The organism is Microbacterium sp. SA39 (assembly GCF_000967865.1).
In the GTDB taxonomy this organism is placed as follows: domain Bacteria; phylum Actinomycetota; class Actinomycetes; order Actinomycetales; family Microbacteriaceae; genus Microbacterium.
The window spans coordinates 187,674-212,172 of sequence record NZ_JXRU01000037.1 but is presented as its reverse complement, the minus strand read 5'-3'; the positions used below and the strand labels follow the sequence as shown (position 1 = coordinate 212,172).

General features: G+C 68.3%; 28 protein-coding genes and 3 tRNA genes. 15 read left to right on the top strand and 16 right to left on the bottom strand.

Going from position 1 to position 24,499, the window contains the following annotated elements; all coding sequences use genetic code 11:
- The 6 genes from RS85_RS14450 to folB are packed head-to-tail and all read right to left on the bottom strand — an operon-like array spanning position 1 to position 4,607.
- Positions 1-693, bottom strand: coding sequence for a DUF2520 domain-containing protein (locus RS85_RS14450; RefSeq protein WP_046014143.1), 693 nt, complete (start codon positions 691-693; stop codon positions 1-3).
- A 4-nt stretch (positions 694-697) separates the two neighbouring features.
- Entirely contained in the window at positions 698-2,668 is a 1,971-nt protein-coding gene (locus RS85_RS14445) for a PH domain-containing protein (RefSeq protein ID WP_046014142.1), read from the bottom strand.
- Entirely contained in the window at positions 2,665-3,246 is a 582-nt protein-coding gene (locus RS85_RS14440) for a PH domain-containing protein (protein ID WP_046014141.1), read from the bottom strand. Before RS85_RS14440 ends, RS85_RS14445 begins: the two co-directional genes overlap by 4 nt.
- Entirely contained in the window at positions 3,197-3,679 is a 483-nt protein-coding gene (locus tag RS85_RS14435) for a DUF3180 family protein (protein ID WP_046014140.1), read from the bottom strand. The genes RS85_RS14440 and RS85_RS14435 overlap by 50 nt, the downstream gene beginning before the upstream one ends.
- Positions 3,676-4,215 (bottom strand): 2-amino-4-hydroxy-6-hydroxymethyldihydropteridine diphosphokinase, encoded by a 540-nt coding sequence (gene folK, locus RS85_RS14430; RefSeq protein ID WP_046014139.1) that lies wholly within the window; start codon positions 4,213-4,215, stop codon positions 3,676-3,678. Before folK ends, RS85_RS14435 begins: the two co-directional genes overlap by 4 nt.
- Entirely contained in the window at positions 4,212-4,607 is a 396-nt protein-coding gene (folB, locus tag RS85_RS14425; RefSeq protein WP_046014138.1) for a dihydroneopterin aldolase, read from the bottom strand. Before folB ends, folK begins: the two co-directional genes overlap by 4 nt.
- Positions 4,608-4,734: 127 nt before the next feature.
- On the opposite strand from folB, the gene RS85_RS14420 reads away from it, so the two are divergent.
- The 6 genes from RS85_RS14420 to RS85_RS19745 all read left to right on the top strand — a co-directional run bounded on the left by RS85_RS14420 (position 4,735) and on the right by RS85_RS19745 (position 7,796).
- Entirely contained in the window at positions 4,735-5,106 is a 372-nt protein-coding gene (locus tag RS85_RS14420) for a DUF6507 family protein (protein WP_046014137.1), read from the top strand.
- A gap of 5 nt (positions 5,107-5,111) precedes the next feature.
- Positions 5,112-5,519 carry a hypothetical protein gene (locus tag RS85_RS14415; RefSeq protein WP_235282451.1) on the top strand — a complete coding sequence of 136 codons (408 nt, stop codon included), beginning with the start codon at positions 5,112-5,114 and terminating at the stop codon, positions 5,517-5,519.
- A gap of 329 nt (positions 5,520-5,848) precedes the next feature.
- Positions 5,849-6,778, top strand: coding sequence for an alpha/beta hydrolase (locus RS85_RS14410; protein WP_160298633.1), 930 nt, complete (start codon positions 5,849-5,851; stop codon positions 6,776-6,778).
- Positions 6,779-6,801: 23 nt separating this feature from the next.
- On the top strand, positions 6,802-6,927 hold the full coding sequence (locus RS85_RS20155) for a hypothetical protein (protein ID WP_268748009.1): 126 nt from the start codon (positions 6,802-6,804) through the stop codon (positions 6,925-6,927).
- A gap of 77 nt (positions 6,928-7,004) precedes the next feature.
- Positions 7,005-7,556, top strand: coding sequence for a hypothetical protein (locus RS85_RS14405; RefSeq protein WP_046014134.1), 552 nt, complete (start codon positions 7,005-7,007; stop codon positions 7,554-7,556).
- Positions 7,557-7,646: 90 nt separating this feature from the next.
- Positions 7,647-7,796, top strand: coding sequence for a hypothetical protein (locus RS85_RS19745; RefSeq protein WP_160298632.1), 150 nt, complete (start codon positions 7,647-7,649; stop codon positions 7,794-7,796).
- Positions 7,797-7,803: 7 nt separating this feature from the next.
- On the opposite strand, the gene folP is transcribed toward RS85_RS19745, so the two are convergent.
- From folP to hpt, 4 genes are read right to left on the bottom strand one after another with little or no spacing between them, the layout of a single operon-like run.
- The gene (folP, locus tag RS85_RS14395; RefSeq protein WP_046014132.1) at positions 7,804-8,613 is read right to left on the bottom strand and encodes a dihydropteroate synthase; all 810 of its coding nucleotides are present in this window, start codon (positions 8,611-8,613) and stop codon (positions 7,804-7,806) included.
- The gene (folE, locus tag RS85_RS14390; protein WP_046014131.1) at positions 8,613-9,269 is read right to left on the bottom strand and encodes a GTP cyclohydrolase I; all 657 of its coding nucleotides are present in this window, start codon (positions 9,267-9,269) and stop codon (positions 8,613-8,615) included. Before folE ends, folP begins: the two co-directional genes overlap by 1 nt.
- 1 nt (position 9,270) lies before the next feature.
- Positions 9,271-11,271, bottom strand: coding sequence for an ATP-dependent zinc metalloprotease FtsH (ftsH, locus tag RS85_RS14385; RefSeq protein WP_046014130.1), 2,001 nt, complete (start codon positions 11,269-11,271; stop codon positions 9,271-9,273).
- A 59-nt stretch (positions 11,272-11,330) separates the two neighbouring features.
- Positions 11,331-11,882, bottom strand: coding sequence for a hypoxanthine phosphoribosyltransferase (gene hpt / locus RS85_RS14380; protein ID WP_046014129.1), 552 nt, complete (start codon positions 11,880-11,882; stop codon positions 11,331-11,333).
- A 97-nt stretch (positions 11,883-11,979) separates the two neighbouring features.
- On the opposite strand from hpt, the gene RS85_RS14375 reads away from it, so the two are divergent.
- Complete coding sequence (locus RS85_RS14375; RefSeq protein WP_046014128.1) at positions 11,980-12,579, top strand: DUF937 domain-containing protein; 600 nt, start codon at positions 11,980-11,982, stop codon at positions 12,577-12,579.
- On the opposite strand, the gene tilS is transcribed toward RS85_RS14375, so the two are convergent.
- From tilS to RS85_RS20090, 3 genes are read right to left on the bottom strand one after another with little or no spacing between them, the layout of a single operon-like run.
- Positions 12,580-13,572 carry a tRNA lysidine(34) synthetase TilS gene (gene tilS / locus RS85_RS14370; protein WP_046014127.1) on the bottom strand — a complete coding sequence of 331 codons (993 nt, stop codon included), beginning with the start codon at positions 13,570-13,572 and terminating at the stop codon, positions 12,580-12,582.
- Between the two features lie 34 nt (positions 13,573-13,606).
- Positions 13,607-14,380 carry a 3-hydroxybutyrate dehydrogenase gene (locus RS85_RS20095; RefSeq protein ID WP_046014126.1) on the bottom strand — a complete coding sequence of 258 codons (774 nt, stop codon included), beginning with the start codon at positions 14,378-14,380 and terminating at the stop codon, positions 13,607-13,609.
- Complete coding sequence (locus tag RS85_RS20090) at positions 14,377-15,750, bottom strand: MFS transporter (protein WP_046014125.1); 1,374 nt, start codon at positions 15,748-15,750, stop codon at positions 14,377-14,379. The genes RS85_RS20095 and RS85_RS20090 overlap by 4 nt, the downstream gene beginning before the upstream one ends.
- A gap of 116 nt (positions 15,751-15,866) precedes the next feature.
- Here RS85_RS20090 and RS85_RS14355 point away from each other — a divergent pair, with 116 nt between their 5' ends.
- Genes RS85_RS14355 through RS85_RS14345 form a run of 3 tightly spaced genes read left to right on the top strand, consistent with a single transcriptional unit; the run spans position 15,867 to position 18,086 of the window.
- Entirely contained in the window at positions 15,867-16,835 is a 969-nt protein-coding gene (locus tag RS85_RS14355; protein ID WP_046014124.1) for a LysR family transcriptional regulator, read from the top strand.
- A gap of 29 nt (positions 16,836-16,864) precedes the next feature.
- Positions 16,865-17,551 (top strand): TMEM175 family protein, encoded by a 687-nt coding sequence (locus RS85_RS14350; protein WP_046014123.1) that lies wholly within the window; start codon positions 16,865-16,867, stop codon positions 17,549-17,551.
- Between the two features lie 43 nt (positions 17,552-17,594).
- Positions 17,595-18,086 (top strand): inorganic diphosphatase, encoded by a 492-nt coding sequence (locus RS85_RS14345; RefSeq protein WP_046014122.1) that lies wholly within the window; start codon positions 17,595-17,597, stop codon positions 18,084-18,086.
- 81 nt (positions 18,087-18,167) lie between these two features.
- Here RS85_RS14345 and RS85_RS14340 read toward each other — a convergent pair whose 3' ends face one another.
- Positions 18,168-19,517 carry a M23 family metallopeptidase gene (locus RS85_RS14340; protein WP_046014121.1) on the bottom strand — a complete coding sequence of 450 codons (1,350 nt, stop codon included), beginning with the start codon at positions 19,515-19,517 and terminating at the stop codon, positions 18,168-18,170.
- A gap of 210 nt (positions 19,518-19,727) precedes the next feature.
- Here RS85_RS14340 and RS85_RS14335 point away from each other — a divergent pair.
- From RS85_RS14335 to RS85_RS14325, 3 genes are all read left to right on the top strand, one after another.
- Positions 19,728-19,800: transfer RNA gene (locus tag RS85_RS14335), tRNA-Glu, on the top strand.
- Positions 19,801-19,829: 29 nt separating this feature from the next.
- A tRNA-Asp gene (locus RS85_RS14330) sits at positions 19,830-19,903 on the top strand.
- 69 nt (positions 19,904-19,972) lie between these two features.
- A tRNA-Phe gene (locus RS85_RS14325) sits at positions 19,973-20,045 on the top strand.
- 128 nt (positions 20,046-20,173) lie between these two features.
- Here RS85_RS14325 and RS85_RS14320 read toward each other — a convergent pair.
- The gene (locus tag RS85_RS14320; protein ID WP_052703586.1) at positions 20,174-20,659 is read right to left on the bottom strand and encodes a hypothetical protein; all 486 of its coding nucleotides are present in this window, start codon (positions 20,657-20,659) and stop codon (positions 20,174-20,176) included.
- 175 nt (positions 20,660-20,834) lie between these two features.
- On the opposite strand from RS85_RS14320, the gene RS85_RS19840 reads away from it, so the two are divergent.
- Complete coding sequence (locus RS85_RS19840; RefSeq protein WP_162836777.1) at positions 20,835-20,987, top strand: hypothetical protein; 153 nt, start codon at positions 20,835-20,837, stop codon at positions 20,985-20,987.
- 91 nt (positions 20,988-21,078) lie between these two features.
- Positions 21,079-21,399 carry a hypothetical protein gene (locus RS85_RS14310; RefSeq protein WP_082087638.1) on the top strand — a complete coding sequence of 107 codons (321 nt, stop codon included), beginning with the start codon at positions 21,079-21,081 and terminating at the stop codon, positions 21,397-21,399.
- A gap of 12 nt (positions 21,400-21,411) precedes the next feature.
- Here the strand turns inward: RS85_RS14310 and RS85_RS14305 are convergent, their stop codons facing one another.
- Positions 21,412-24,465 carry a hypothetical protein gene (locus RS85_RS14305; protein WP_152642435.1) on the bottom strand — a complete coding sequence of 1,018 codons (3,054 nt, stop codon included), beginning with the start codon at positions 24,463-24,465 and terminating at the stop codon, positions 21,412-21,414.
- Between the last annotated feature and the right edge of the window lie 34 nt (positions 24,466-24,499).

The window sequence follows — 24,499 nt, the reverse complement described above, 5'->3', positions numbered from 1 at the left end:
TCAGAGCAGCGGTGGAGGACCGGATGCTTCGCGCAGGGCCCGCTCGACGGTCGACTGCACGAGCGCCGAGAGGTAGCCGCCCGGGTTCTCGACACCGATCGCGCGCAGCCGCGCGGTCGACTGATGGATGATCGACCGGGAGAACTCCGTCGCCGCCTGGATGGCGTCCGTGTAGGCGGGCCGGTCCTCCTCGGCGATCACGATCGGCTCGCAGCCCATCTCGACGGCGAGCGCCTGCGCGATCGGCAGCACCGGAGCAGGCGCGGTCACCGCCGCGAAACCGGCGTGCAGCTGTCGCAGGTCGATCGAGGTTCCGGTGAAGGTGATCGCCGGGTGCACGGCGAGGGGGATCGCACCCTGCTCAGCGGCGGGTCGCAGGACCTCCGCGCCGTGGGCAGGATCGGTGTGCAGCACGAGCTGGCCCATCTGCCACCCGCCGACCTCGGCGATGCCCGCGACGAGCGAGGGGAGCTGGTCCGTCGGGACGGCGATGATCACCAGTTCCGCACGGCGAACGACCTCGAGAGCGTCGAGCACCGGCACTCCGGGCAGCACTGCGGATGCGCGTTCGTCGTCCGAGCCGCTCGTGATACCCACGATCGCGTGTCCCGCGCCGCCGAGAGCCGCACCGATCACCGGGCCGACCTGGCCCGCGCCGATGATGCCGACGCCGAGACGCCCGTCGCGCAGCACCGCGTCACTCCCCGTTCGTGGTGGGCGGCGCGGGCGGCGGCGCCACGGGCGGAGCGGGAGGCGGCGCGACCGGCGGAGCAGGCGGCGGCGCGACCGGTGGAGCGGGCGGAGGCGCAACCGGTGGCGCCACCGGGGAAGCAGGAGGCGGCGGCGAGACCGGCGGCGGTCCTACCGGCGGAGCAGGCGGCCCGACCGGCGGAGCAGGCAGCGCGACGGGCGGCCCCGAGGGCGCCGGAAGGTGCGCATACGCGGGCTGCGCATACGCAGGCGGCACGTACGAGGGAGGCGCAGGAGGCGCAGCGTGCTCGCTCCAGCGATGGCTGGTGTCCCGGGAGGCGGCTTCTGCCGCCGCCCGGCTGACGTCGCCGAGCAGTGCCAGCGCGTCCTCGCGCTCGAGTCCGGAGAGGTATCCCGTGATCGGGCCGGGAGCCGTGTGCACCTGCGCGCCGGATACGCGCTGCGCCCGGTCGATGGGCCCCTGCGAGAGCGAGACGCCCTGCAAGCGCGCCAGGGGGAAGATCGCGAGCTTGCGCCACACGAATCCCCGGCGCAGCAGCAGTCCGAAGTCGGCGACCGTGTAGCCATGGCGCTTCCAGGACAGCGGACGACGCCACCACGCCCGGCGCGGCATCCGACGGAAGGGGTCGCCATCGGCCGGGCCGACGATGCCCTGCTCCCAGAGGAAGGGGATGCTCGCGGCCGGCACATCCGGCAGTACGAGGCCCAGCACGCGCTCGACATCGGCGCGCTTGCCGACCGGCAGCACCACGTTGAACTGCTGGGCGTTGCCCGACTGCTGCGCCGCGACGCTCTTCCCGCTCATCCGGTTGATCTTGATCGTCCACCAGCCGAACGGACGCCACAGCAGCGACTGCGAGACCTCGACGGCGAAGATGCGTCCCGGCGGAAGGGTCTCGGTCACGGTCGTGAGCAGCCCGTACGTGATGCGCACGCCGTCCGGCGTGGGAGCGATCGAGTAGCGCAGGGACTTCGAGATCTGCGCCCAGGTGATACCGACGACCGCGATGGTCATCGGGATCCCCATGCCGAGACCGATGCCGAGCAGCACCACTCCGCCCTCCGGGTCGCCGTCGACGAGGATGCCGATGATCGTGCTGCCCAGCGCGATCGCGAAGATCGCACCGAAGAACAGCACCCACAGCAGTCCCGAGATCAGCTGCGATCCGATCAGACGACCGGTCGGGATCTTCACGACACTCTCGGGAGCGACATCCGCCAGATCGACGCCGGAGATCAGGCTGGTGACGCCCTCGTTCACGGAACCGCGCAGCTGAGCCCGAGTGGATGCCGGTGCGGCACCCGTCCCCCCGAGAGGTGACTGCGGGTTGAGGGCGGCCTGACGCGCCGCCCTGGCGCCGGAGGCGAGCCGCAGGATGTCGGAGCGCACCGACTCGGCGCGCGATGTGGCGAGATACTCCAGGTCGACGTTCGCATCGTTGCCGGCGCCGACGACCTCGAGCTTGGCGAGTCCGATGAGGCGGGCAGGGAAAGGACGGGTGAGGTTGACGCCCTGCACCCGGTCGAGCGGTGCGCGCCGGTGCGAGCGGAAGACGATGCCTTTGCGCACCTCGACATGATCGCCGGTGATGCGGAATTGGTGGAAGCGCCACAGCAGCCAGAAGGCCAGCACGAGCACGATGACGAGGCCGAGCACGCCGAGGAGGACCAGCAGGATCAGGTTGTTCTCGAACACCCAGTCGACCGGGTCGCCGCCCGTGTAGTCGCCGTAGTTCACGTCTTCCGGCGTGAAGAGCGTGACGAACCAGGCGATGATCCGGTCCCGCATGTTCGCGATGAGGAGGCCGGCGACGATGATCAGGACGAGCCCGCCCTTGAACAGCGGCGTGAGCGGATGCATCCGATGCCATTCGCCGTCCGCGAGAGTCGTCGACGGGTCACCCACCTGGGCGGGTGACGGCGCGTTCGGGGCCGCCGGGAACTGCTGCTCGCTCACAGGCCGGTCCGGCGGGTCTCGGCGACCTCGATGAGGGTGTCGCGCAGCGCCTCGGATGCCGACTGGGTGAGCCCGGGGATCTGCACGCCGGTTGTCGCCGCAGCCGTCACCATCTTCAGCTGAGAGATGCCGAAGGCGCGGTCGAGCGGACCCTGGGTGATGTCGACGAGCTGCATGCGCCCGTAGGGGACCGCGATCATGCGCTGCCAGAGGATGCCCTTGCGGAAGACGATGTCGTCGGCGCGCAGCATGTAGCCGATCGCCCTCGCCTGGCGCGGCAGGATGATGAGCGCGATCACCGTGAAGAGCAGGATGACGCCGGCGGGGATCCACACCCAGTCCTGATCGAGGACGAGGCTGAGCACCAGCGCCACGACGGCGATGAAGGCGATGAAGATCACGTTCTGCACGATCTGCGACACGACGTAGCGCGGCGAGATCTGGTGCCAGGTGCCGTCGAGTTCGAGGCGGGCCTCGCTCCGTGCCGTGCGCAGCTGCGTGTACGTACCCTGGTCGAGGGCGTCGCGATCAGTGCCCTCCGCCGGGTTCAGGGGCGCGGTCTCTGGGTTCTGAGTCATCAGGATCCTTCGGCAGGGTGCAGAACTGTTCGGCGATGAGCGCGGCGATCACGAGGACGATCGCGCTCCCGATCAGGGCCAGCATGGCCACAGTCGACCCTACCGGCGGATCGATGGGCCGCGACAGGAGGAACAGCAGGAGCCCCGCGCCGAAACCCGCCATGATCGCCCCGAGCAGGCTCGAGGCGCGGGCGAGGGTCGCCGCCCGCAAGGCGCGGAACGGATCGATCCTGGTGCCCGAGCGCACACTGTGCCGCACCGGCCAGGCGACGCCGAGCGATGCGACCGCGATCAGCAGGAGCAGCACCGGCAACAGCAGCGACGGGGTGAACGTGGCGCGGCCGCCCGCGGTCAGCAGATGATCCAGCAGATAGCCGGCGCCCGCCGTCAAGAGAACGAGCACGGCGAGGAGGCCTGCCGAGGTGCGTCTCATCCGTTGCCCCGCGCCCGCAGCTCGGCTGCGAGATCGGCGACTCTGCCGTGGCCGACGAGGTCCGCTTCGGCGTCCAGATCCAGCCAAGGATCCAGCACGAACAGCCGCTCGGCGGCACGAGGGTGCGGGAGCCGCAGGCGCGGGTGATCCGAGACGACGTCGCCGTAAGCGATCAGGTCGAGGTCGAGCGTGCGGTCACCCCAGCGCTCGTGGCGCTCGCGGCCGTTCTCATCCTCGATCGCGTGCAGCATCCCGAGCAGAATCTCCGGAGCGAGCCGCGTCGTGACCAGCGCGACGGCGTTGACGTAGGCGGGAGCCTCGGGATCGGGGCCGTCCACGCGCAGCGCGACCGTCTCGAGCAGACGGGACAGGCGCACGTCGGTCACCAGCGGCAGCCGGGCGATGCGCTCGGCAGCGGAGAGGATTGTCGCCTGGCGGTCCCCGAGGTTCGCACCGAGGGCGACGACCGCGACGGCGTCCGGTCGCCCCGGCCGAGGCTCCGGAATGCCGAGGGGCTTGGCGAGGTTCCGGCTCATGCGGTGATGTCCTCCAGGCCGTCGGGCGTGCGCGTGCGGTGCACCGTGACCGCGACGTCGGCGAACGAGAGCGAAATGGGCGCGTGCGGCTTGTGCACGGTGACCGTGACGTTCTGCACGCGCAGGTCTTCGAGGGCGACGACCGCGATCCGCTCAGCGAGGGTCTCGATGAGGTTCACCGGCTCCCCGGCGACCACAGCGGCCACGTTCTGCGCCAGCTCCCCGTAGTGCACGGTGTCGTTCACATCATCCGTCGCTGCGGCCTGCTCCAGCGCGAGACGCAGCCGGAGATCGACGGTGAACTCCTGGCCGTACTCCCGCTCATGGTCGTACACGCCGTGACGGCCGAACACGGTCAGCCCGGTGAGGGCGATCTCGTCAAGGAAGTCCATGCATCTAGCGTACGGGGGAGACGGTCGGTCCCCGAGGGTGATATGTGTCGGCGATCTGGCTGGTTGTCGGTGTCGACAGTAGGCTCGTGGTGTGCGGTGTCGCGCACCACGATCGGGGGGTCGCAGGATGAGCGAGTGGCGTGTGGATCCAGATGGCGTCGCGGGAGTGCTGGCCGGCATCGACGATCTCGGTCTCGACTTCGAGAAAGTGCATTCCGAAATCGATGACGCTGCTTCCGCGGGCGAATCAGTGCTGAGTATCGACGGGCGGACGGCTCTCTCGCACGCATGGTCGTCGTTCATGTCGGATCGCCGACTGGTTCCGGGCAAGGTGATGTACGCCATCAGCGCGGCCGCTCAGGGCGTGGGGGCGGCGACGGTCGCGATCATCGCCGGCGATGTCGAGATGGCGGGCAACGTCGAAGCTGCGGAACGCTATGCGGAGGACGCCTGGGGCATAGCACCCCGTGGCGCCTACTCGTTGGTTCCGACATGGTGAACCTGGTGTCGACAGCGCTGCCTCAGGTGCTCGATGTGGGGCAGATCGAGCAGCTCGCCGCGCAGGTCGCCGGCGCGGCTCGCGTCATGTCGACAGCAAGCGATGATGCATTGGATCGCTGGAGTCGGTTGCCGGAAGTCTTCGAGGTGGCCGGCGCGGAGGGCGCACACCTCCTGCTGGATCAGCCGAACGCCGCCGCCCAGGAGTTCGCGACTGTGCTGCTGGCGGCGAGCCGTCTGCTCGACGACTACGCGATGTACGTCTTCGCTGCCCTGCACCTCCGCCGTGCCTCGCTCGCTGAGCGGATCGCGGCTGTGAGCGCGACGACAGCGCGATCGACACGCTCCACGCTGACATCGAACGCTTCCGTCGCGATCTCGAGGAGGCAGAGGAGGGCCTGGCTGGCGACTTGAGCGTGCTCACCGGTGGCGACGAGGTCTACGGCGCTCACGGCACGGCACTGCGCGTCTCACATACTTTCTGGGGTGTCACCGCGTCGCCATATCCGATGGGCCCGACGACGACGGTAGGGCTCGCTGATCACCTCGAGACGTCTCTCTCCGCAGCGGTGGCCTCGCGCATCGACTGGCTGGGTATCGCCGATTCTTCGAAGGTCGAGGCGTGGATCGCCGCGCACCCCGACTTCGCAGGAGCAGTCGTTTTCGTCGCTCCGGAGCGCGCGGCTCGACTGTGGGAAGGACTCGCAGCGGAGTCCACGGCCGGAACGGGCGCGGACCCTTGGATGGCGGCCCCCCTGGCACAGCTGCTCGCCCTCGCCCCGTTCGCGGTCAACAACTTGAACGGACTGCGCGCCGAAGATCGAACCCGGTTCAATCGGGAGACGTTGAAGCAGCTCCTCGCACGCGACGACCTCGATGACAAGCACCGGGGACAGCTGCGAGAGCTGGACGACATGCTCAAGGATGCAAGTGGCAGTGCCGACCAGACACCTGTCTTTCTCTTGTCGCTGTTCCTGGAGACCGACGACAACAGTCCGCGAGCGAGCTTGGGATTCGGCGATGTCGACAACGCCGACCAGATCACCACCCTCACGCACGGGATCGAGACCGATATGGCATCGCTCGGCGAATGGGCCGACAGCGCGGTCAAAATGGAAAAGGCTCTATCTCGTGCGTTGACACGGGCCGATCCTTCTGCCGAGTCCGCCGTGGTGCTCTTCATGGAGTGGGACTCTGGCGGCACCAGTAACGCCTGGAACATCGAACGGCCCGGTGGTGGCGCAGAGCGGCTGGCGCAGCTGCAACGGGGGTTCGAGGTGAGCAGTCCTGGTGCGCAGCGCAATCTCGGGTTGCATTCCCTGGCGACGACGGCGGGCGCGCAGATGATCGCCGACAATCCCGAGCTCGTCGACAATGTCTGGTTGTACGGCTCGGCCGGCGTCACTGAAGACGCCGCTCGAGCGCTGGAACGGCAGATCTCTCAGGGCACCCTCTCCGTGCGGTGCACGCCACTCATGCGACAGACGATTTCATCGCACCCATCGGACGGTGACCGGGCTCCGAGCATCCGGTCGACCCTCGTACCCTTCGCGGTGTGGACACCTTCAGTTCCGACGGCGGATGGGTCACCGGGTACGGCGACGGCAGGGGTGAGATGGGAGAGCGCACTGAGGGGCACAACTCCCAACGCAGCACCCAGTGGTATTACCTGATCGACGGAGCCGAGAGCACACCCATGGGGGATCCCGTGCCGGTGATGGACAACGAGGCCGTCGGGTACCTTGATCCCGTGTCCCAGTCGTTCAAACAGACAGTGGTCGACCTCGTCGAGGCGATGGCCACCGCGGAAGGCCGACAATGAGACGGATCAGAAGACGAGCCGGATTCGCGATTGTCACGATGGGCATTCTTGCCGGCTTGACGGGTTGTGGGGAACCAGTGAGTGATGCTGACCTGTTCGATCAGGCACGAGAGGTGAACTTCACCTACAAGGCCGCGGTCGCCGACGTGCAACTGCAGATCCTCGACGGGGAGTGGGAGATCGATCAATACGGGGATCGACCGCAGAGCTGCGATTCGGACGGGTACAGGTTCCGGATGTCTCGAGCAACTCCTCCCGAGTGGCACCTCGACGGCACCCCCGCTGAAGCAGCGGAGCGGATCGGGGCGTGGTTGGACGAGAACGGGTGGACCGACATCACGGCCCGCACCTATACCGACGGCATCACCGACATCGTCGTCGAAGCCCGAAACCCCGACGCGCACATCGACCGTCTCACCGTCGACATCAGCCCCGGCGACAACTACGACATCGGCACCATCTACGCCGACAGCACCTGCCAACCCGGGGACTCCCACACGATCGCCAGCGCGATGCTTCCCAAGGACTCGGCTCAGGCCACCCCGCGTGCCCTTCTCGAACACCCCGCCGATCCCCCCAGCTTCGGCTACAACGACGACGGCACGCCCCGCTACTGGCCCGACAACTGACACATGACCACCCGTCGAGTCATCCATCGCGCAGTCGCCGTTGCGCTGAGCATCGGCGGTCTGTTGGCCCTGACGGGATGTGCGGAACCGATGAGTGATGCTGACCTGTTCGATCAGGCACGAGAGGTGAACTTCACCTACGAGGCCGCGGTCGCCGACGACGGCTCCCCGCGGTGCACGCCCGAACGAGACATGAACGCCCGCCCGATCACCAGCTGCGCAGCTGATCTCCGGGCCTAGATATCAGTTATCCGCGCCAGGCATGAGCGATGGCGAGTGCATCGCGAGTGGAGGCGACATCGTGCACGCGGACCGCCCACACGCCCGCACGCGCCGCGAGAGCACTGGTGACAGCCGTGGCCAGATCACGGCGGATCTCGGAGATCTCGTCATCGGTCGCGGCATCCCGCTGCAGAGTCTCGGCGAGAAACCGCTTCCGCGAAGTGCCGACGAGTACACGCGGGCCAAGCGCCACGATCTCGTCGAGTCCGCGCAGCACATCCCAATTCTGCGCTCCGGCCTTCGCGAAGCCGATGCCGGGATCGACGATCAGGCGCGACGGCGCGATGCCGGATGCCGCGGCTTCGCCGATGCGCTCCTGCAGTTCTCCAGCGACCTCTCGCGCCACACGGCGGTACTCGGCGTTCGCGTACATATCGGCCGAAGAACCCCGCCAGTGCCCGACCGCGTAGTCGGCGCCAGACTCCGCGACCGCCGCACGCATGTCGGGGTCGGCGAGGCCACCTGAGACATCATTGACGATCCGAGCCCCCGCACGCACGGCGGCAGCCGCAGTGGTTGCGCTCAGAGTGTCGACGCTGACGGGCACCCCGGCTGCGGCGAGCCGCTCGATCACCGGGATCACGCGCTGCTGCTCGACCTGGGCGCCGACGCGCTCCGCACCGGGACGGGTCGACTCCCCACCCACATCGAGCACTGAGGCTCCGTCTGCGCGCAGTCGCAGACCATGGGCGACAGCCCGATCGACGTCGAGATACCGGCCGCCGTCGCTGAACGAATCGGGGGTGACGTTGACGATGCCCCAGATCCCGGTCATCAGTGTGATCCCTCAGCCGTCGAACGGTGGGGCATTTCGTCTCGCTGCGGCCGGTCGACGCCAGAAGAGCCTGCCGCCGAGCCGATCAGCGTGATGAGCTCGGCCCGGGCGGCAGCATCCGTGTACTCGCCGCGCGCGGCGATCGTGAGCGTCGACGCCTCGGTCTGCCTGCCACCGCGCATCGTCACGCAGCCGTGCGCAGCGTCGAGCACCACGAGCACGCCGCGGGTGTCGAGGTGCTCCGCGATCGTGTCTGCGATCTGCTCTCCGAGCCGCTCCTGCACCTGCGGGCGGGCGGCGAGGATCTCGACCACTCGCACGAGGGCGCCGAGACCGACCACCTGCTCGCCCGGCAGATACGCCAGGTGGGCGTGACCCGCGAACGGCAGGAGATGGTGCTCGCAGACGGAGCGGAAGCGGATGTCGCGCAGCAGCACCGCTCCCGACGGGAGAGTATCGGGGGCGGGCCCGCGGGTCACGCTGATCGTGCGAGCCAGGGGCTCCGCGGCGTCCGCACCGACTCCGGCGAAGAACTCCGAGTAGAGCTCGGCCATGCGCGTGGGCGTCTGCTTCAGCCCCGGCCGATCGGGGTCTTCGCCGATCGCTTCCAGCAGCTCTCGCGTGAGCCGCTCGACGCGCGCCCTGTCGACGGTCACGTCAGGCCGTCGCGGGGCGCGGCTTGCCGGCGCTGGCCGACCCCTGCTGCGCACGCGGCGCTGAGGCCGGAGCCTCGACGGATGCCGCGAGCGAGACGTCCTTCTTCGGCACCTCGATCGGCGGCCGCTCGGAGACCGGACGGTCCTCGCTGGACAGCCAGAGCGGGCGCTCGGGGAGCTTCTTGATCTCGGTGAAGATCTCGGCGATCTGGTTGTGGTCGAGGGTCTCTTCCTCGAGCAGAGCCAGCGCGAGCTTGTCGAGGATGTCGCGGTTCGCGCTGATGACCTCGTAGGCCTCGTTGTGCGCCTGCTCGATCAGGGCGCGCACCTCGGCATCGACCCGCTCGGCGACGCGCTCGGAGTACTCGCGGCCCCGGCCCATGTCGCGGCCGGCGAAGGGTTCGCCGCCCTCGCTGCCGAGCTTGACCGGACCGACCTGTGTGGTCATGCCGTACTCGATGACCATCTTGCGGGCGATCGAGGTCGCCTTCTCGATGTCGTTCGAGGCACCGGTGGTGGGGTCGTGGAAGATGATCTCCTCCGCGACGCGGCCGCCCATCGCATACGTCAGCTGGTCCTGGAGCTCGTTGCGGGTGACCGAGTACTTGTCGTCGAGCGGCAGCACCATGGTGTAGCCGAGCGCCTTGCCTCGGGGCAGGATCGTGATCTTCGTGACCGGGTCGGTGTAGTTCATCGCTGCGGCGGCGAGCGCGTGTCCGCCCTCGTGGTACGCCGTGATCAGCTTCTCCTTGTCGCGCATCACGCGGGTACGGCGCTGCGGTCCGGCGATCACGCGGTCGATCGCCTCGTCGAGCGCGCGATTGTCGACGAGCTGGGCGTTCGAGCGCGCGGTGAGCAGCGCCGCTTCGTTCAGCACGTTGGCGAGATCGGCACCGGTGAACCCGGGAGTCTTGCGGGCGACGACCTCGAGGTCGACGCTCTTCGCGAGGGGCTTGCCCTTGCTGTGCACCTCGAGGATCCTCTGGCGCCCCTTGAGATCGGGCGCGTCCACGCCGATCTGACGGTCGAAGCGTCCGGGGCGCAGCAGAGCGGGGTCGAGGATGTCGGGGCGGTTCGTCGCCGCGATCACGATCACATTCGCGTTCGGGTCGAAGCCGTCCATCTCGACGAGCATCTGGTTGAGCGTCTGCTCGCGCTCGTCGTTGCCGCCGCCCATCCCGGCGCCGCGGTGACGGCCCACGGCGTCGATCTCGTCGATGAAGATGATGGCGGGGGCGTTCTCCTTGGCCTGGCCGAAGAGGTCGCGCACACGTGACGCTCCGACACCGACGAACATCTCGACGAAGTCGGATCCGGAGATGGAGTAGAACGGGGCGCCGGCCTCACCGGCGACCGCGCGCGCGAGCAGCGTCTTGCCGGTTCCGGGAGGGCCGTACAGCAGCACGCCCTTCGGGATGCGGGCGCCGATCGCCTGGAACTTGGCGGGATCCTGCAGGAACTCCTTGATCTCGTGGAGCTCTTCGATCGCCTCATCGGCACCGGCGACGTCGGCGAAGGTGACGCTCGGGGTCTCCTTGTTGACGAGCTTGGCCTTGGACTTGCCGAACTGCATGACCTTGCCGCCGCCGCCCTGCATGGACGAGAGCAGCCACCAGAACAGCAGACCGAGCAGCACCAGCGGAAGGAGGAGAGAGAGGAAGCCGTCGAACCAGGTCGCCCGCGGCACCGCGTCGTTGAAGCCGTCCTTCGGCGAGGACTCGTTGATGGCCGAGACCACCTGTTCGGCACGCGCCTCGACGTAGTAGAACTGCACGTTCTCCGCGCCCTCGAACGGCTTCGACAGCGTCAGGTCGACGCGCTGGTCGCCGTCGGTGGTCACGACCTCGGTCACCGTGGTGCCGGAAAGGAGTTCGAGCCCCTCCTCGGTCGTGATCTGCTTGGGGGCGCCGAGGTTCGAGATCAGCAGGAAGCCGCCGAAGAGCAGCACGCCGATCAGCGCGACGTAGATCAGCGGATTCCGGGTGAGCTTCTTGACATCCATGGTCGGATCAGCGTATCGCGCGTGCCCTAGGCTCCCGCTGTGCGTTCACCCACGGCGTATCAGCTGTAGACGTGCGGCGCGAGGACCGCGACGTCGCGCAGGTTGCGGTACCGCTCGGCGTAGTCGAGTCCGTATCCGACGACGAAATCCGTGGGGATGTCGAATCCGACGTACTTGCAGTCGATCACGACCTTCGCCGCCTCGGGCTTGCGCAGCAGCGCCAATACCTCGATCGACTCCGCACCGCGGGATTGGAAGTTCTCGAGCAGCCAGCTGAGCGTGAGGCCCGAATCGATGATGTCCTCGACGATCAGCACGTGCTTGCCGTTGAGATCGGTGTCGAGGTCTTTACGGATCTGCACCACACCGCTGGACCTGGTGCTCGCACCGTAGCTCGAGACCGCCATCCAGTCCATCGGGGCGTGGAACGGCAGAGCCCTGGCGAAGTCCGCCATCACCATCACCGCCCCCTTGAGCACGCCGACGAGAACGAGCTCCTTGCCCGCGTAGTCGACGGCGACCTGCGCCGCGAGCTCGTCGAGCTTGGCGAGGATCTGCTCCTCAGTGACGAGGATCTGGGAAAGGTCGTCCTGGATTTCCGCGGCGCGCATGGATCGATTTTAGGTGACGCGAAGACGTGCTCGATCCCGGCATCCGCACTACTGTGGCGGGGAGACGGGCTGACGCCCACCGACGGAAGGATTCACCATGGCTCTTGACGACATCCTCAAGCAGGTTCCGGTCGACGACATCGCCGAGAAGCTCGGCGTCTCGCGCGACGATGCGAAGGTCGCGATTGAGCAGGGTGGCGCGGTGCTGCTGGGCGGCCTGGCGAAGAATGCCGAGACCGAAGAGGGCTCCGCGGCGATCCAGAAGGCGCTGCAGAAGCACAAGGGCTCGACGAGTGCGGCCAAGGTCGACGATGTCGATCAGGCCGACGGCGGCAAGATCGTCGCGCACATCCTCGGCGAGAAGGAGAAAGAGGTCACCACGAAGCTCACCGAGTCCAAGGCGACCCCCGGTATCGACTTCGGCAAGCTCCTTCCGATCCTCGCGCCGATCGTGATGGGACTCATCGCCAACGCCACGAAGGACAAGACCGCCAAGACGGATGCCGGTGCGCAGGAATCCGGCGGCGGTATCGGCGACATCATCGGCGGCCTGCTCGGAGGCGGCAACGGCGGTTCCGGCGGCAACGCGGGCGGCGGCGGGATCGGCGACGTGCTGGGCGGACTGCTCGGAGGCGGCAAGTCGGGCGGCGGCGGGATCGGCGACCTTCTGGGTGGCCTGCTCGGCGGGAAGAAGTAGTCAGCGCCCCCGCGCGGTGAAGACGATCTGCCCGCCGCGGCGAACCGCCGCGCAGCCGGGCAGATCGATCGGTCCCTGACCCGCCCAGTCCGTCGCGAGTCTCGCGACCTCGACGGTCTGCGTGCGGGTCAGGCTCACGCCGAATTCGCTGTCGACGACGAGGCGGATGATGCGGTTCCGCAGGGCGGCGGGATTCGCGGCGAGAGCAGCGACGCTGACCGATATCCCCGCCTCCGCATGCTCGACGATGTCCTCGATCGTCTCGTGGATCATCTCGTCGAAGGCCTCGGCGTCCTCGCGGAGCTGCTCGGCGGTGCGGGCCAGCGCCTCGGCGATCCCCGGCCCCAGCTCGGTCTCGAGCACGGGGAGCACCCGGTCGCGCACTCGCACTCTCGCGTAGCGGTCGTGCGAGTTGTGCGGGTCGTCCCAAGGCGTCAGATCGGATGCCGCGCAGAAGGCGCGCGTCGTCTCCCGGCGCACACCGAGCAGTGGGCGGAGCCAGCGCACCCCGTCGTCGTCCTCGCGCGAAGGCGCCATGCCCTGCAGGCTCGCCGCGCCGGAGCCGCGGGCCAGTCCGAGCAGCACCGTCTCGGCCTGATCGTCAAGCGTGTGGCCGAGGAGCACGGCGGATGCCCCGACCGCGGATGCCGCATCGCGCAGAGCCTGATACCGAGCGTCACGGGCCGCTGCCTCCGGGCCTCCCTCATCGTCGACCTGAACGCGCACCACCTGCGCTTCGAGGCCGAGACCTGAGGCGATGTGCGCAGCGGCGGCTGCCACCTCGTCCGATCCGCCCTGCAGTCCGTGATCGACGGTGAGCGAGGTGACGCGGAGTCCGCGCTTCGGCGCCTCGAACGCTGTGGCCGCGGCGAGCGCGAGTGAATCCGCGCCGCCCGACAGCGCCACCACCACAGCAGCCCCTTCGGGGAGGCCGGCGAGCGCGGTGCGCACGGCGAGGCGGATCTCGGCTACTGCGGGTTTCAGCGACGGCACCTCTCAACGCTAGCGGGGTGCGTCGCTGTCCCGCTCATCGAGCCGACCAGCCACCGTCCATCGTGTAGCTCGCCCCGGTCACCATGGCCGCCTCGTCGCTCGCCAGCCACGCCACGAGTCCTGCGACCTCGGCCGGCTCGACCAGTCGCTTGATCGCGCTCTCGGTGAGCATGATCCGGTCCAGGACCTCCGCCTCGGGGATGCCGTGCACGCGGGCCTGATCGGCAAGCTGCTTCTCGACGAGCGGCGTCCGGACGTACCCGGGATTGACGCAGTTGCTGGTGACACGATGCTCGCCGCCCTCCAGCGCGGTGACCTTCGACAGCCCCTCGAGCCCGTGCTTGGCCGCGACGTACGCGGACTTGTAGGGCGAGGCGCGCAGCCCGTGCACCGAGGAGACGTTGATGATCCGTCCGAAGCGCTGCTCGTACATCGCGGGGAGAACGGCGCGGATCAGCAGGAACGGCACCTCGAGCATGAGGGTCGTGATCCTGCGGAATTCACCGGGATCGAAGTCCTCGATCGGGCTGACGTGCTGGATCCCGGCGTTGTTCACCAGGATGTCCACCCCGGCCAGCGCGTCTGCCAGCCGGTCATCCGCGAGCGCCGCCGGATCCAGCAGGTCCACGGTCCAGGCCGAACCGCCCACCGCCGTCGCCGTGGTCTCGCACCCCGCGGCATCCCGGTCGGCGACGATGACGTGCGCGCCGCGAGCCGCGAGCTCCTGAACGACGGCCAGTCCGATTCCGCTGGCCCCGCCGGTGACGAGAGCCCGCCGGCCGGCGAGCGGCTGCGGTGCGGCGCTCACCGGGCGACCCTGACCAGACCGTTCGCGCGCGCATCGGCGGCGTCGACGTCGAGCAGGGAGACGCCGCGGGTCTCCTTCATCGTGATCACCGCGAAGGCCGTGACGGCGCAGGCCGCGGCCACGTAGACCGCCACCGGCATCCACGACTGGTACTGCTGCAACAGCGCGGTCGCGATGATCGGCGCCAGAGACCCGGCGACGATCGAGGTGACCTGGTAGCCGAGCGAGACACCGGAGTAGCGCATGCGCGTGGGGAACATCTCGGCCATGATGGCCGGTTGTCCGGCGTACATCAGAGCGTGGAAGCAGAGTCCGATGGTGACCGCCGCGATGATCAGGAACGGGTTCTGCGTGTCGAACATCGGGAATGCGAAGAACGCCCAGGTGGCGCCGAGCACCGCACCGGCCAGGTACACCGGCCGGCGGCCGAACGCATCGGAGAGCCTGCCGACCTGTGGGATCACCAGGAAGTGGATGACGTGGGCGATCAGGAGGGCCAGCAGCAGCTGGCTGGTGTCGTACTCGTGCACGGTCTTCAGATACACGATCGTGAAGGACACGATGATGTAGTAGAGGATGTTCTCCGCGAAGCGCAGCCCCATCGCCCCGAAGATGCCCCGCGGGTACTTCTTCACGACCTCCAGCACGCCGTAGCCTGCGGCCTTGTCGGCCTCGACCTGGGCGCGGGCCTCGAGGAAGATCGGTGCCTCGCTGACGTGGGTGCGGATGTAGTAGCCGACGATGACGACGATCGCCGACAGCCAGAAGGCGACGCGCCAGCCCCAGCCCAGGAACTGATCCGACGGCAGGATCCACGACATCCCGAGCAGCACCAGCGTGGCCAGGAGGTTGCCGACGGGGACCGCGGCCTGCGGCCAGCTCGACCAGAAGCCTCGGGACCTGTCCGGGCTGTGCTCGGCGACGAGCAGCACGGCACCGCCCCACTCGCCGCCGACGGCGAAGCCCTGGATGAAGCGGAGCGCCACGAGCAGCGCGGGCGCCCAGTAGCCGATGGTGTCGAACCCCGGCAGGCACCCCATCAGGAACGTGGCGACGCCCACGAGGATGATCGTGATCTGCAGGGTGTGCTTGCGCCCCAGCCGATCCCCGATCTGGCCGAACACGATGCCTCCGAGCGGACGCGCGACGAAGCCCACCGCGTAAGTCAGGAAGGCGGCGATGATGCCGTCGAGCTCGGTGCCGGCATCCGGGAAGAAGAAGGTTCCGAAGACCAGCGAGGCGGCGGTGGCGTAGAGGAAGAACTCGTACCACTCGACCACGGTGCCCACCATCGAGGCGGCCACGATCTTCTTGAGTCCGGATGTCCGAGGCTCGGTCTCGGGGACGGTCGTCGCTTTCCTGACGCTCATGGGTGCACTCCTTCGTGTTCTGCAGTGTCCGCATCGACAGCTGCTGCCCTGGGCCCCGCGACCCACCGGGTGGGGGAAGCCACAGCAAGTATGAGCACGTCGCACTCTGTGCACCAATGACCAGTCGAGCAGAGACGGGGTGCAGAATTGCAGATGTGAACTCATCACCTGAATTCTCCGCCAGCCCCGACGACCTCCTCGTCCTGTTGGCTGTCGCGCGCACCGGGCGCTTCACCACCGCCGGAGAAAGCCTCGGGCTGAACCACACCACCGTCTCCCGCCGGATCGCCGCGTTGGAAGCCGGTCTCGGCGGGCGGGCGCTGGCCCGCACCCCGGGCGGATGGGAGCTGACCGACCTGGGGCGCCGAGCCGTGAGGGCCGCGGAGGACGTCGAGGCCGCACTGGCGAGCATCCACGACGACGGCGAGCAAGCCGACCACATCGCCGGCGTCGTGCGCGTGTCCGCCACCGACGGGTTCAGCGCATTCGTCATCGCTCCCGCCCTCGCACAACTGCGTCGGCGGCATCCGCGTCTCAGCGTCGAGATCGTCAATGTCACCCGCCGCGCTCTCCAGCACCGCTCCGGTCTGGACATGGAGGTCGTGGTCGGCGAGCCGCAGGTGCACCGCGCGGAGGCGATCCTGCTCGGCCACTACACCTTGGGCATGTACGCCGCCCGCGGCTATCTGGACGAGTTCGGCACACCTGCCGGCATCGCCGAGCTGAGCGAGCACCCTCTGGTCTACTTCGTCGACTCGATGCTGCAGGTCGATGTCCTCGATGCACCCCGGCGCCTGGTCCCCGGCATGCGAGACTCCCTCAGCTCCACGAACGTCTTCGTGCATGTCGAGGCCACCCGGGCCGGGGCGGGCATCGGGTTCCTGCCGTGCTTCCTCGCCGACCGGCATCCGGACCTCGTGCGCCTTCTGCCAGGGGAGTTCGCCGAGCGCCTGCCGTACTGGCTCGTGCTGCGGCCGGACTCGCTGCGTCAGCCGGCCGTGGCCGCGGTCGCCGATGCGCTGCGGCGTCGCACCGCCGCTGTCCAGGACGCACTTCTGGGCGCTCCGACGGCCGGCGAGGCCTGACAGATCCCCGAGCGGTCTAGTCTGGCGCCGTGACCGATCACACGAGCCTCCGCTTCTCGACCGACCGCTTCAGGGCGTTCGCGGACGCGGTCGTCGCCATCGCCATGACCTTGCTGATCCTCCCTCTGCTGGAGGCGGTGTCGGATGCCGGCACCGAGGGCCTGGCCACAGGAGAGTTCTTCGCCGCGAACGGCGGGCAGCTGTTCAGCTTCGCGCTCAGCTTCCTGCTCATCGCGAACTTCTGGATGGAGCATCACCGCCAGTACACCGAGGTCACGGCGATCACTCCCGCGCTCCTCTGGATCAACATCGCGTGGTTGGCGACGATCGTCTGGCTGCCCGTGCCGACGGCGATGCTCGGGCAGATGGACACGGATCCGCTGCAGGAGACGGTCTACATCGGCACCCTGATCCTCACTCAGAGCGCCACCCTCGCAGCGAAGCTCTACCTGCTGCGGCATCCCGACCTCACGTGCGCGCCGATCTCACGCGTGCGGCAGGAGGTGGCCGGCGACGTCGCAGCGATCATCCTCTTCGCCCTGGCGCTCGGGATCGCCGTCGCCATCGGCGACCAGGGCTACTTCGCGCTCTTTCTCCTGCTCCTCACCGGAGTGCTCGCGCACGCACTGAACAGGCTCTGGCCCCGACGCACTCCGGGGCGCGCGGATGAGACCGTCGGAGACGAAGGAACCGGCGGTTCCGGCGCGCGCGAGTAGGCTGGTCCGCGGCATCCAACCCGTCATCCTGAGGAGCACACGCATGGGCGCACACGACGCCGTCATCGAGATCCCGCGCGGCAGCCGCGTGAAGTACGAAGTCGACCACGAGACCGGGCGAGTGCATCTCGACCGCGTGCTCTACACGACCTTCGGCTACCCGGCCGACTACGGCTACTTCGACAACACGCTCGGCGAGGACGGCGATCCTCTCGACGTGCTCGTGCTCCTCGACCACGCCATCTACCCCGGCGTCGTCGTCGAGGTACGCCCCGTTGCGGTGCTGAAGATGAGCGACGAAGCCGGCGGAGACGACAAGCTCGTCGCGGTTCTCTCCAAGGATCCGCGCTGGGCGCACATCCAGGACATCGACGACATCGCCGATTACACGAAGAAGGAGATCTCGCACTTCTTCGAGCACTACAAGGACCTCGAACCCAACAAGTGGGTCAAGGTCGACGAGTGGGGGAACGCTGCCGAGGCGCAGCGCATCCTCGACGAAGCCATCGTCCGCTTCGGCGAGCAGGGCCACTGAGCGCTGCCCTCGACGAGGAAGACCCCCGGTTCCGCCCTTGGCGGCCGGGGGTCTTCTGCATGTCGTCGAGGTGGCGGATGCTCAGATCGAGATGCCGCGGTCGGCCATGAAGTCGGCGGGGTTGGTGTACCGGCCGTTGATGTAGACCTCGAAGTGCAGGTGACAGCCGAAGGATCCGCCGGTGTTGCCCGCGTAGGCGATGACCTGACCGGCGTCGACCCACTGCCCGCGGCGCACCGCGAAGCCCTGCAGTTTGATGTGCGCGTAGCCTGTGGCGACGCCTCCGCCGTGCTGGATGCGGACGTAGTTGCCGTAGCCGCCGTTCGGAGCCGCGTACTCGACCGTTCCGCCGTACGCGGCGTAGATGGCAGCGCCGCATCCGTTGGCCAAGTCGATGCCGTAATGCCAGCTCGACGAGCAGCCGCGCGAGTTGCACTGCTGCGAGCGGGGACCGTAACCGGAGCTGCGATCGCCGCCGTGCGGACGCACCCAGCCGCCTGAGCCCGCAGTGCCGCCGCCGCCGCTGTTGCCACCGGCGTTGGCCGCGGCTTCGGCCGCTTCGCGCTCCCGCTGCTTCTGTTTCTCGATCTCGACGCCGACCTGGTACTGGGCAACGGTCGTGGCCGTGGTGTCCTTGAGCGCGGCGAGCTGCGCCTGCATCGTCGCGAGATTCGTCGACTGCTCGTCGAGCGCGGCCTGCGCGGCGTCGGCCGCGGCCTGTGCCGCCTGCATCTTCTCCTCCGCGACCTGCTGCAGACGATCGCGCTCGTTCCGCGCGACGACGGCCTGATCGCTCAGCGACTGCGCAGAATTCCGAGCGGCGACCGCGTCGTCGTAGACCGACTGGTTGTATTCGAGCAGCTTGTCCATCGTGCCCAAGCGCGCGAGCAGCTGATCGGCGTTGTCGGCAGAACCCGCGAAGAACAGTTCGAGCGAAGTGTCGTCGCCACCGTTGCGGTAGAGCTGCGCCGCGACCTGGCCGGCCTTGCGTGCCGACTCGTCGGCGACGGCGGCCTGCTCGTCAGCCTTCGCCTGCAACGAATCGGCCTCGGCGATCGCGGCGAAATACGCCTGCTGCGCGACGTAGAACTCGTCGGAGGCGACCTGCGCTGCGGCCTGCGTCTCGGCGACCTTCTGCGTCAGTGCCTGGATGAGGCCTTCGATGCGCGTGACCTCGGCTGCGGCGGCGGCCTCGTTCTGCTTCGCCTTCTGAACGTCGTCCCAGCTGGGGTACGAGGCGGCATAGGCGGCGGAGACTCCCGATGAGACGCCGAAAGCACTGAGCGCGACCACACTGAGCACGCCGAGCCCCAGGGCTCCGCGGCGGCTGATCCCGGCCTTCGAGAGGGCGCGGCTCTCCGTCGGACTGGGCGCACAGCCACATTCCGCGGATGCCGCCGCAGCAGCATCCCGTGTATTCCTGTCGTTCACTCGGCCCCTTCCGCCGGTTTCACACATGTCACACTAACAACAACATTCACATCTGCAACAGGGGTGAAGTCGGATGCCGTGGCACGCCTGACGTGCCCATCGTCCTCCTGAATGCCACTTCTAGGAAGCCGCCGCGCCCTCGATTCGCGATTTGCTCGAAACATCCCTTATGCTTGAGCGTCGGCAAGGAAGTCCTTCGGGACTGACTCCGGCCCCATCGTTTAGCGGCCTAGGACGCCGCCCTTTCACGGCGGTAGCACGGGTTCGAATCCCGTTGGGGTCACTCCATCCGATACAATTGAAAACAAGTATGGCCCTGTAGCGCAGTTGGTTAGCGTGCCGCCCTGTCACGGCGGAGGTCGCGGGTTCAAGTCCCGTCAGGGTCGCTCCATGCGATGAGCTCTTTCTTCGGAGGGGGCTCTTCGTCTAGGACGCGACAGGTTCGCCGGTCGCACGGCTCTGTAGCTCAGTTGGTAGAGCGCACGACTGAAAATCGTGAGGTCACGGGATCGACGCCCGTCGGAGCCACAGGGTGATCATTACGTCACCTTAGAAACCCCCACCTAGCTTCTAACATGGTGGGGGTTTTGCTTTCCCCTGCTGAGCGCTCCGACCTCCCGGTCGTTGAGCGAGCGAAGCGAGACGAAACGCCCCTCCTATCCCACTTTCACGCATCCCGGCGGCTCGGAGTTGCCGGAGATCGCGAAGTCCTCGCAAGTGAGGAACAGCGGGTGGTTCGCACCGAGGGCGAAGCTTCCGATCGCGATTCCGCCCACGATGACGACGGCGGCGACCGTGAGGCGCTTCGGCATCCGCCCCATCGCCTCCGGCCAGAACAGCTTGAACATCACCCAGAGGGTGAGCGGCAGCCCCGTCACGGCGATGAAGATCGCCAGCAGGTCGACGATGAGGAGCAGCTCGTCGTCGCCGGGGTCGGTGAAGAACGACAGGAACAGCCAGACCGACGGGATGGCGAGGGCGATCGCTCGCCGGATCCGATGGTGCGCGGGTCGAGGCTGCACCAGCACGATGAGGCACGCCGCGGTCGAGATCACCCACACCGTGAGCAACTGGTCGAAGAAGAGCGTGCCCCAGGCGCCGATCGTGAACGCCGGCCACCACACAGCCAGCGCGGTACCCACGATGAAAAGTCCTTGGACCGGTCGAGACCGCGGCCTCGCCGGTTCGGCGACGTTCGATGGCTTCACGCTCGCATTCTGCCGTATGCGGTGGATTCGATCCGTCAAGGGCCTCTCCCCCGCAGCATCCCTCGGTCTACGGTCGCGAGACGAACGAACCGGAACGAAGGAGAACACGATGAGCGATCCTCAGAACACGCACGGCACTCCCGGTGGCGACGAAGAGGCCGACACGGCCTCCGGCGGCGCGCCCGAACAGGCGGACGAAGCCACGACCGAGCACGGACTCGACGACGACGGCACCCCTGTCGAGAACCCCTCGGGCGGCTGAACTCCCCCGCCACCGGCATCCTCTCGTCCGCGTCCTCGACGCGAGAGTGAGAGGATGCCGGTGACGACATCCCCCGATCGCAGGAGCATCGATGCCGGACACCAGCGGCTCGCGACGCATCGAACTCACGATGCACAAGCCGTGGTTCGCGCTGTACGCCGGAGTCCGGCCGACGCTGGTCATCGCCGGACGCGGTCAGCCGACGCAGTGGGGTCTGGGCACCTGGCAGGTCCCCTCCGACCGACCGGTCGTGCTCGAGGTCTTCCTCTTCAACCGGGTCTGGCGTTTCGGGCAGGCCGAGGTAGCCTTCGACGCAGCCGAGACGACGGCGCTCGAGTACCGGGCGCCGGCATTGCCGTTCTTGCGGGGCCGTCTCCAACCCGTCCGCGGCAAGCACCGGTCCCTCGCCTGACTGGCCTCTTCCTCAACCCGTGCTGGGCACCGCGTCGCGACGCGCCCCGACCGCTCCTCCGATGAAGAGCAGGGCGAACCCGACGGCCGCGAGCGCCACTCCGGTCCCCGCCGCCACCCACGCACTCGAAGCGGGGATGTCGAGGTAGACCGTGATGCCGAGGATCCGAGAGAGACCCCACGGGAGCAGGCCCATCTGGTCGTTCCAGACCGTGAGCGCCCGCTCCAGCCCGACCGCCGCGATGACCGCGGAGGGCACGGCGAGCCCGGCGCCGACCGCCGCGAGCATCCCGCCCCACGCCCGTCGCACTCCGATGCGCACGGCGAGCGCCCACCCGACCGCGACGAAAAGCCAGACGAAGAGGGCGAACGCCACCGTGATGTAGAGCGTGCGGCGCACCGAATCGGTCCAGAACGCGAACCAGTATCCGCCGGGGCCCATGAACGACAGAGCGGCCAGTACGAGCGCGCACCGGAGCACCACCACTCCACCGACGGTGGCGAGCACCGCCCACCCCCACCGTCCACGGAACAGCACAAGCAGCAGGGCGACGAACACGGTCCAGGCGCCGAGCGTGACCGCGAGATGCACCCAGGACAGGAACGAGGTCTGCACGGCCCTCGTCGCGACGAGCAGAGCGCCCGGAACCAGGGCCAGCAGCACGTGATCGGCGCGGAGCATCCCCAGCGTCGACTCCCCCGCGCGCCACGGGCGCGTCGCACTGACCCAGGTCGCGCGCGCGGCCATCGCGCCCGGACGCCGGACCAGCCGCGTGCGCGCGGACAGGATGCCGATCAGCACCCAGGCCGCCGTGAGCACGAGCAGCACCCGGGCCAGCCACGCCATCGCAAGATCGCGGTCCGCACGTTCGACGCCGAGGCCGGCGGCCGTCAGGTTGAACGCCGGATGCGCGACATCGCCCTCGTAGGTGCCAAGGTGAGCGGCGGCCTGTACCTGGTACGTGTCACGGGCGCTCTGCCATGCGGCGTAGGAGTCCGGCGAGAGAGTGTCGTGCCAGGCGGCCTGGTGGAGGATCATGGCGCGGTACGAGCCGAGCAGCTCGAGCGTGTCCTGCTCGTACTCGAGACTCCCGAGGAACGCCTCGCGCAGAGCGGGGTCACGCCAGGTCGACGCGTCGGTGCCCTGGACGAGTGCCTGCATCTGCTCCACTGCATCCGACGCGACGTCGCCGCCGGCCACGGCCTCGCCGAAGCGGTCACGGGAGATCGTGTACATCACGTCGAGCACCGCCGAGTCGCCGGTGAGGATGTCCCACTCGAAGATCCACATCATCGGCGGCGGCTCGAGTCCGATCGCGGAGACGCGCTGCTCGGCGAACGGCGCGATGTACAGCCCGTGCTCGATCGCGGTGCGCGACAGGGCCATCGCGTCCGCGATCGCCTGCACGGTCGCCGGGTCGTCGGAGAACCACTCCCGAGCCCAGCCCGCCGTGACCTCGGCCGGGTCGGCATCCGGGTCCCGCGCGAGCGAGACGGCCAACTGCGAGTTGAGGTCGGCGAGCTGCCAGAACCCGGCCTTTCCGTAGAGGATCATCGGGCCGGCGCGCCACGGACCGCCGTCCTGCGCCCAGGCCCAGATCCCCTCGATGCGGTCGTTCGACGCGAGCAGCTCCTGCAGCGCCCACGCGTACTCGGCGCCGAGATCGTTCGGGAAAGCGCCGTTGTTCTCGAACTCACGGCGACTCTGGAACTCGATGATGCGACGGTGATCCCCCTGGCGCAGGGTGTCGTTGAGCGGCAACCAGCTGTAGAAGTCGCCGAGCGTGTACTTCGTCGACACGATGAGCGCAGGCGAGTCGATCCCGCCGAGCACGGCCTCGTACGACTCGACGTTCGTATGCATGTCCCCGACTTCGCCGACACCGACGCTCCAGGTGCGGAAGATCACCTCGCGTCCCGAATCCTCAGCCTGGCTGGTGAGCGCCGTGAGCATCGCGCGGACCGCCTCAGGCGTGGTCACCGCGAGAGACGAGTGGTAGTCCCAGCCCTCGACGTCGTACACGCGTCCCGCCTCGCCGATCCGGACGAGCACGCCGTCGAGCGCGGGCTCCGCGGCGTACAGCTCGTCGAGCCCTGCGGTGTAGACCTCCCACAGCTCCGGCGACGCAGTGTCGAGCGAGCCGAACCGGTCGGTGAGGTATGCCTCGAGCGGCGAGGTGAGAGTGAGCATGTCGGTACGCAGGAAGACCTGCATCCCGAGCTCCTCTGCGCGATCCCAGAACGGGCCGAACGCCTCCCTGAGAGCCAGAGCCTTGTCGACGTGCGAGTCGCCGTCCGCATAGACGCCCTCCACGTCGTCGAATGTGACGAATTCGACGAACCCGGGAAAAGCGACGGCGTTGTACCCGTCCGCGATGACTCGACGGAGAAACGCGTCATAGTCCTCGTACGCCTCGGCGAGCGCGTCCTGGTCGATGTAGGGCGCATCGGCGAGGAACACATCCGCGAACGCCTTCGACGCGTGCGAGTAATCGGTCCCTGCCCGCCACTCCTCAGGGTCGGCGACGACGCCGACAGCACCGAGATCGACCATCCGGAACGGCAGTCGTGAGGTGACTTCGGCTCCGATGCCGGCGGCGATGTCCCTCCCCTGCCGAATCACGGCGGCGGTGTCGTAGATTCCGCGTGCTGCACCGGCCTCGCCGGACGCCTCGATGCGCAGCGCGTCCCGAGTACCCGTCAGGAGGTAGCTCTCCTCGTCGGCCTCATCTGCGGGCGGACCGGAGATCACGACGGCCAGCGACGCGGTGCCCCGCGTGTCGACGCCGGAGAACGCCGCCTCGAGCTCGTCGACAGCGACGCGCATCCGCTCGGTCGACTCTCCGCCGACCACGGTGATCGCCGGCGGAGGGACGGATGCCGCCACCACGGGAACCGCGCGCGATTCCCCGCCCATCTGCTGAGCGGGCTCCGCGCGGATGCCGAGCGCATCGCCGAAGACCACGCCGACCCCCGCACCCGCGGCGAGAAGCACGAGGACGACGCTCAGTGCGACGACCCCGCGAAAGCGCGACGACCTCTGTCGTACGGCCGTCGTCGCTCGCATGGAGGAACTCTATCGACGTCCGGACGGTTCGACG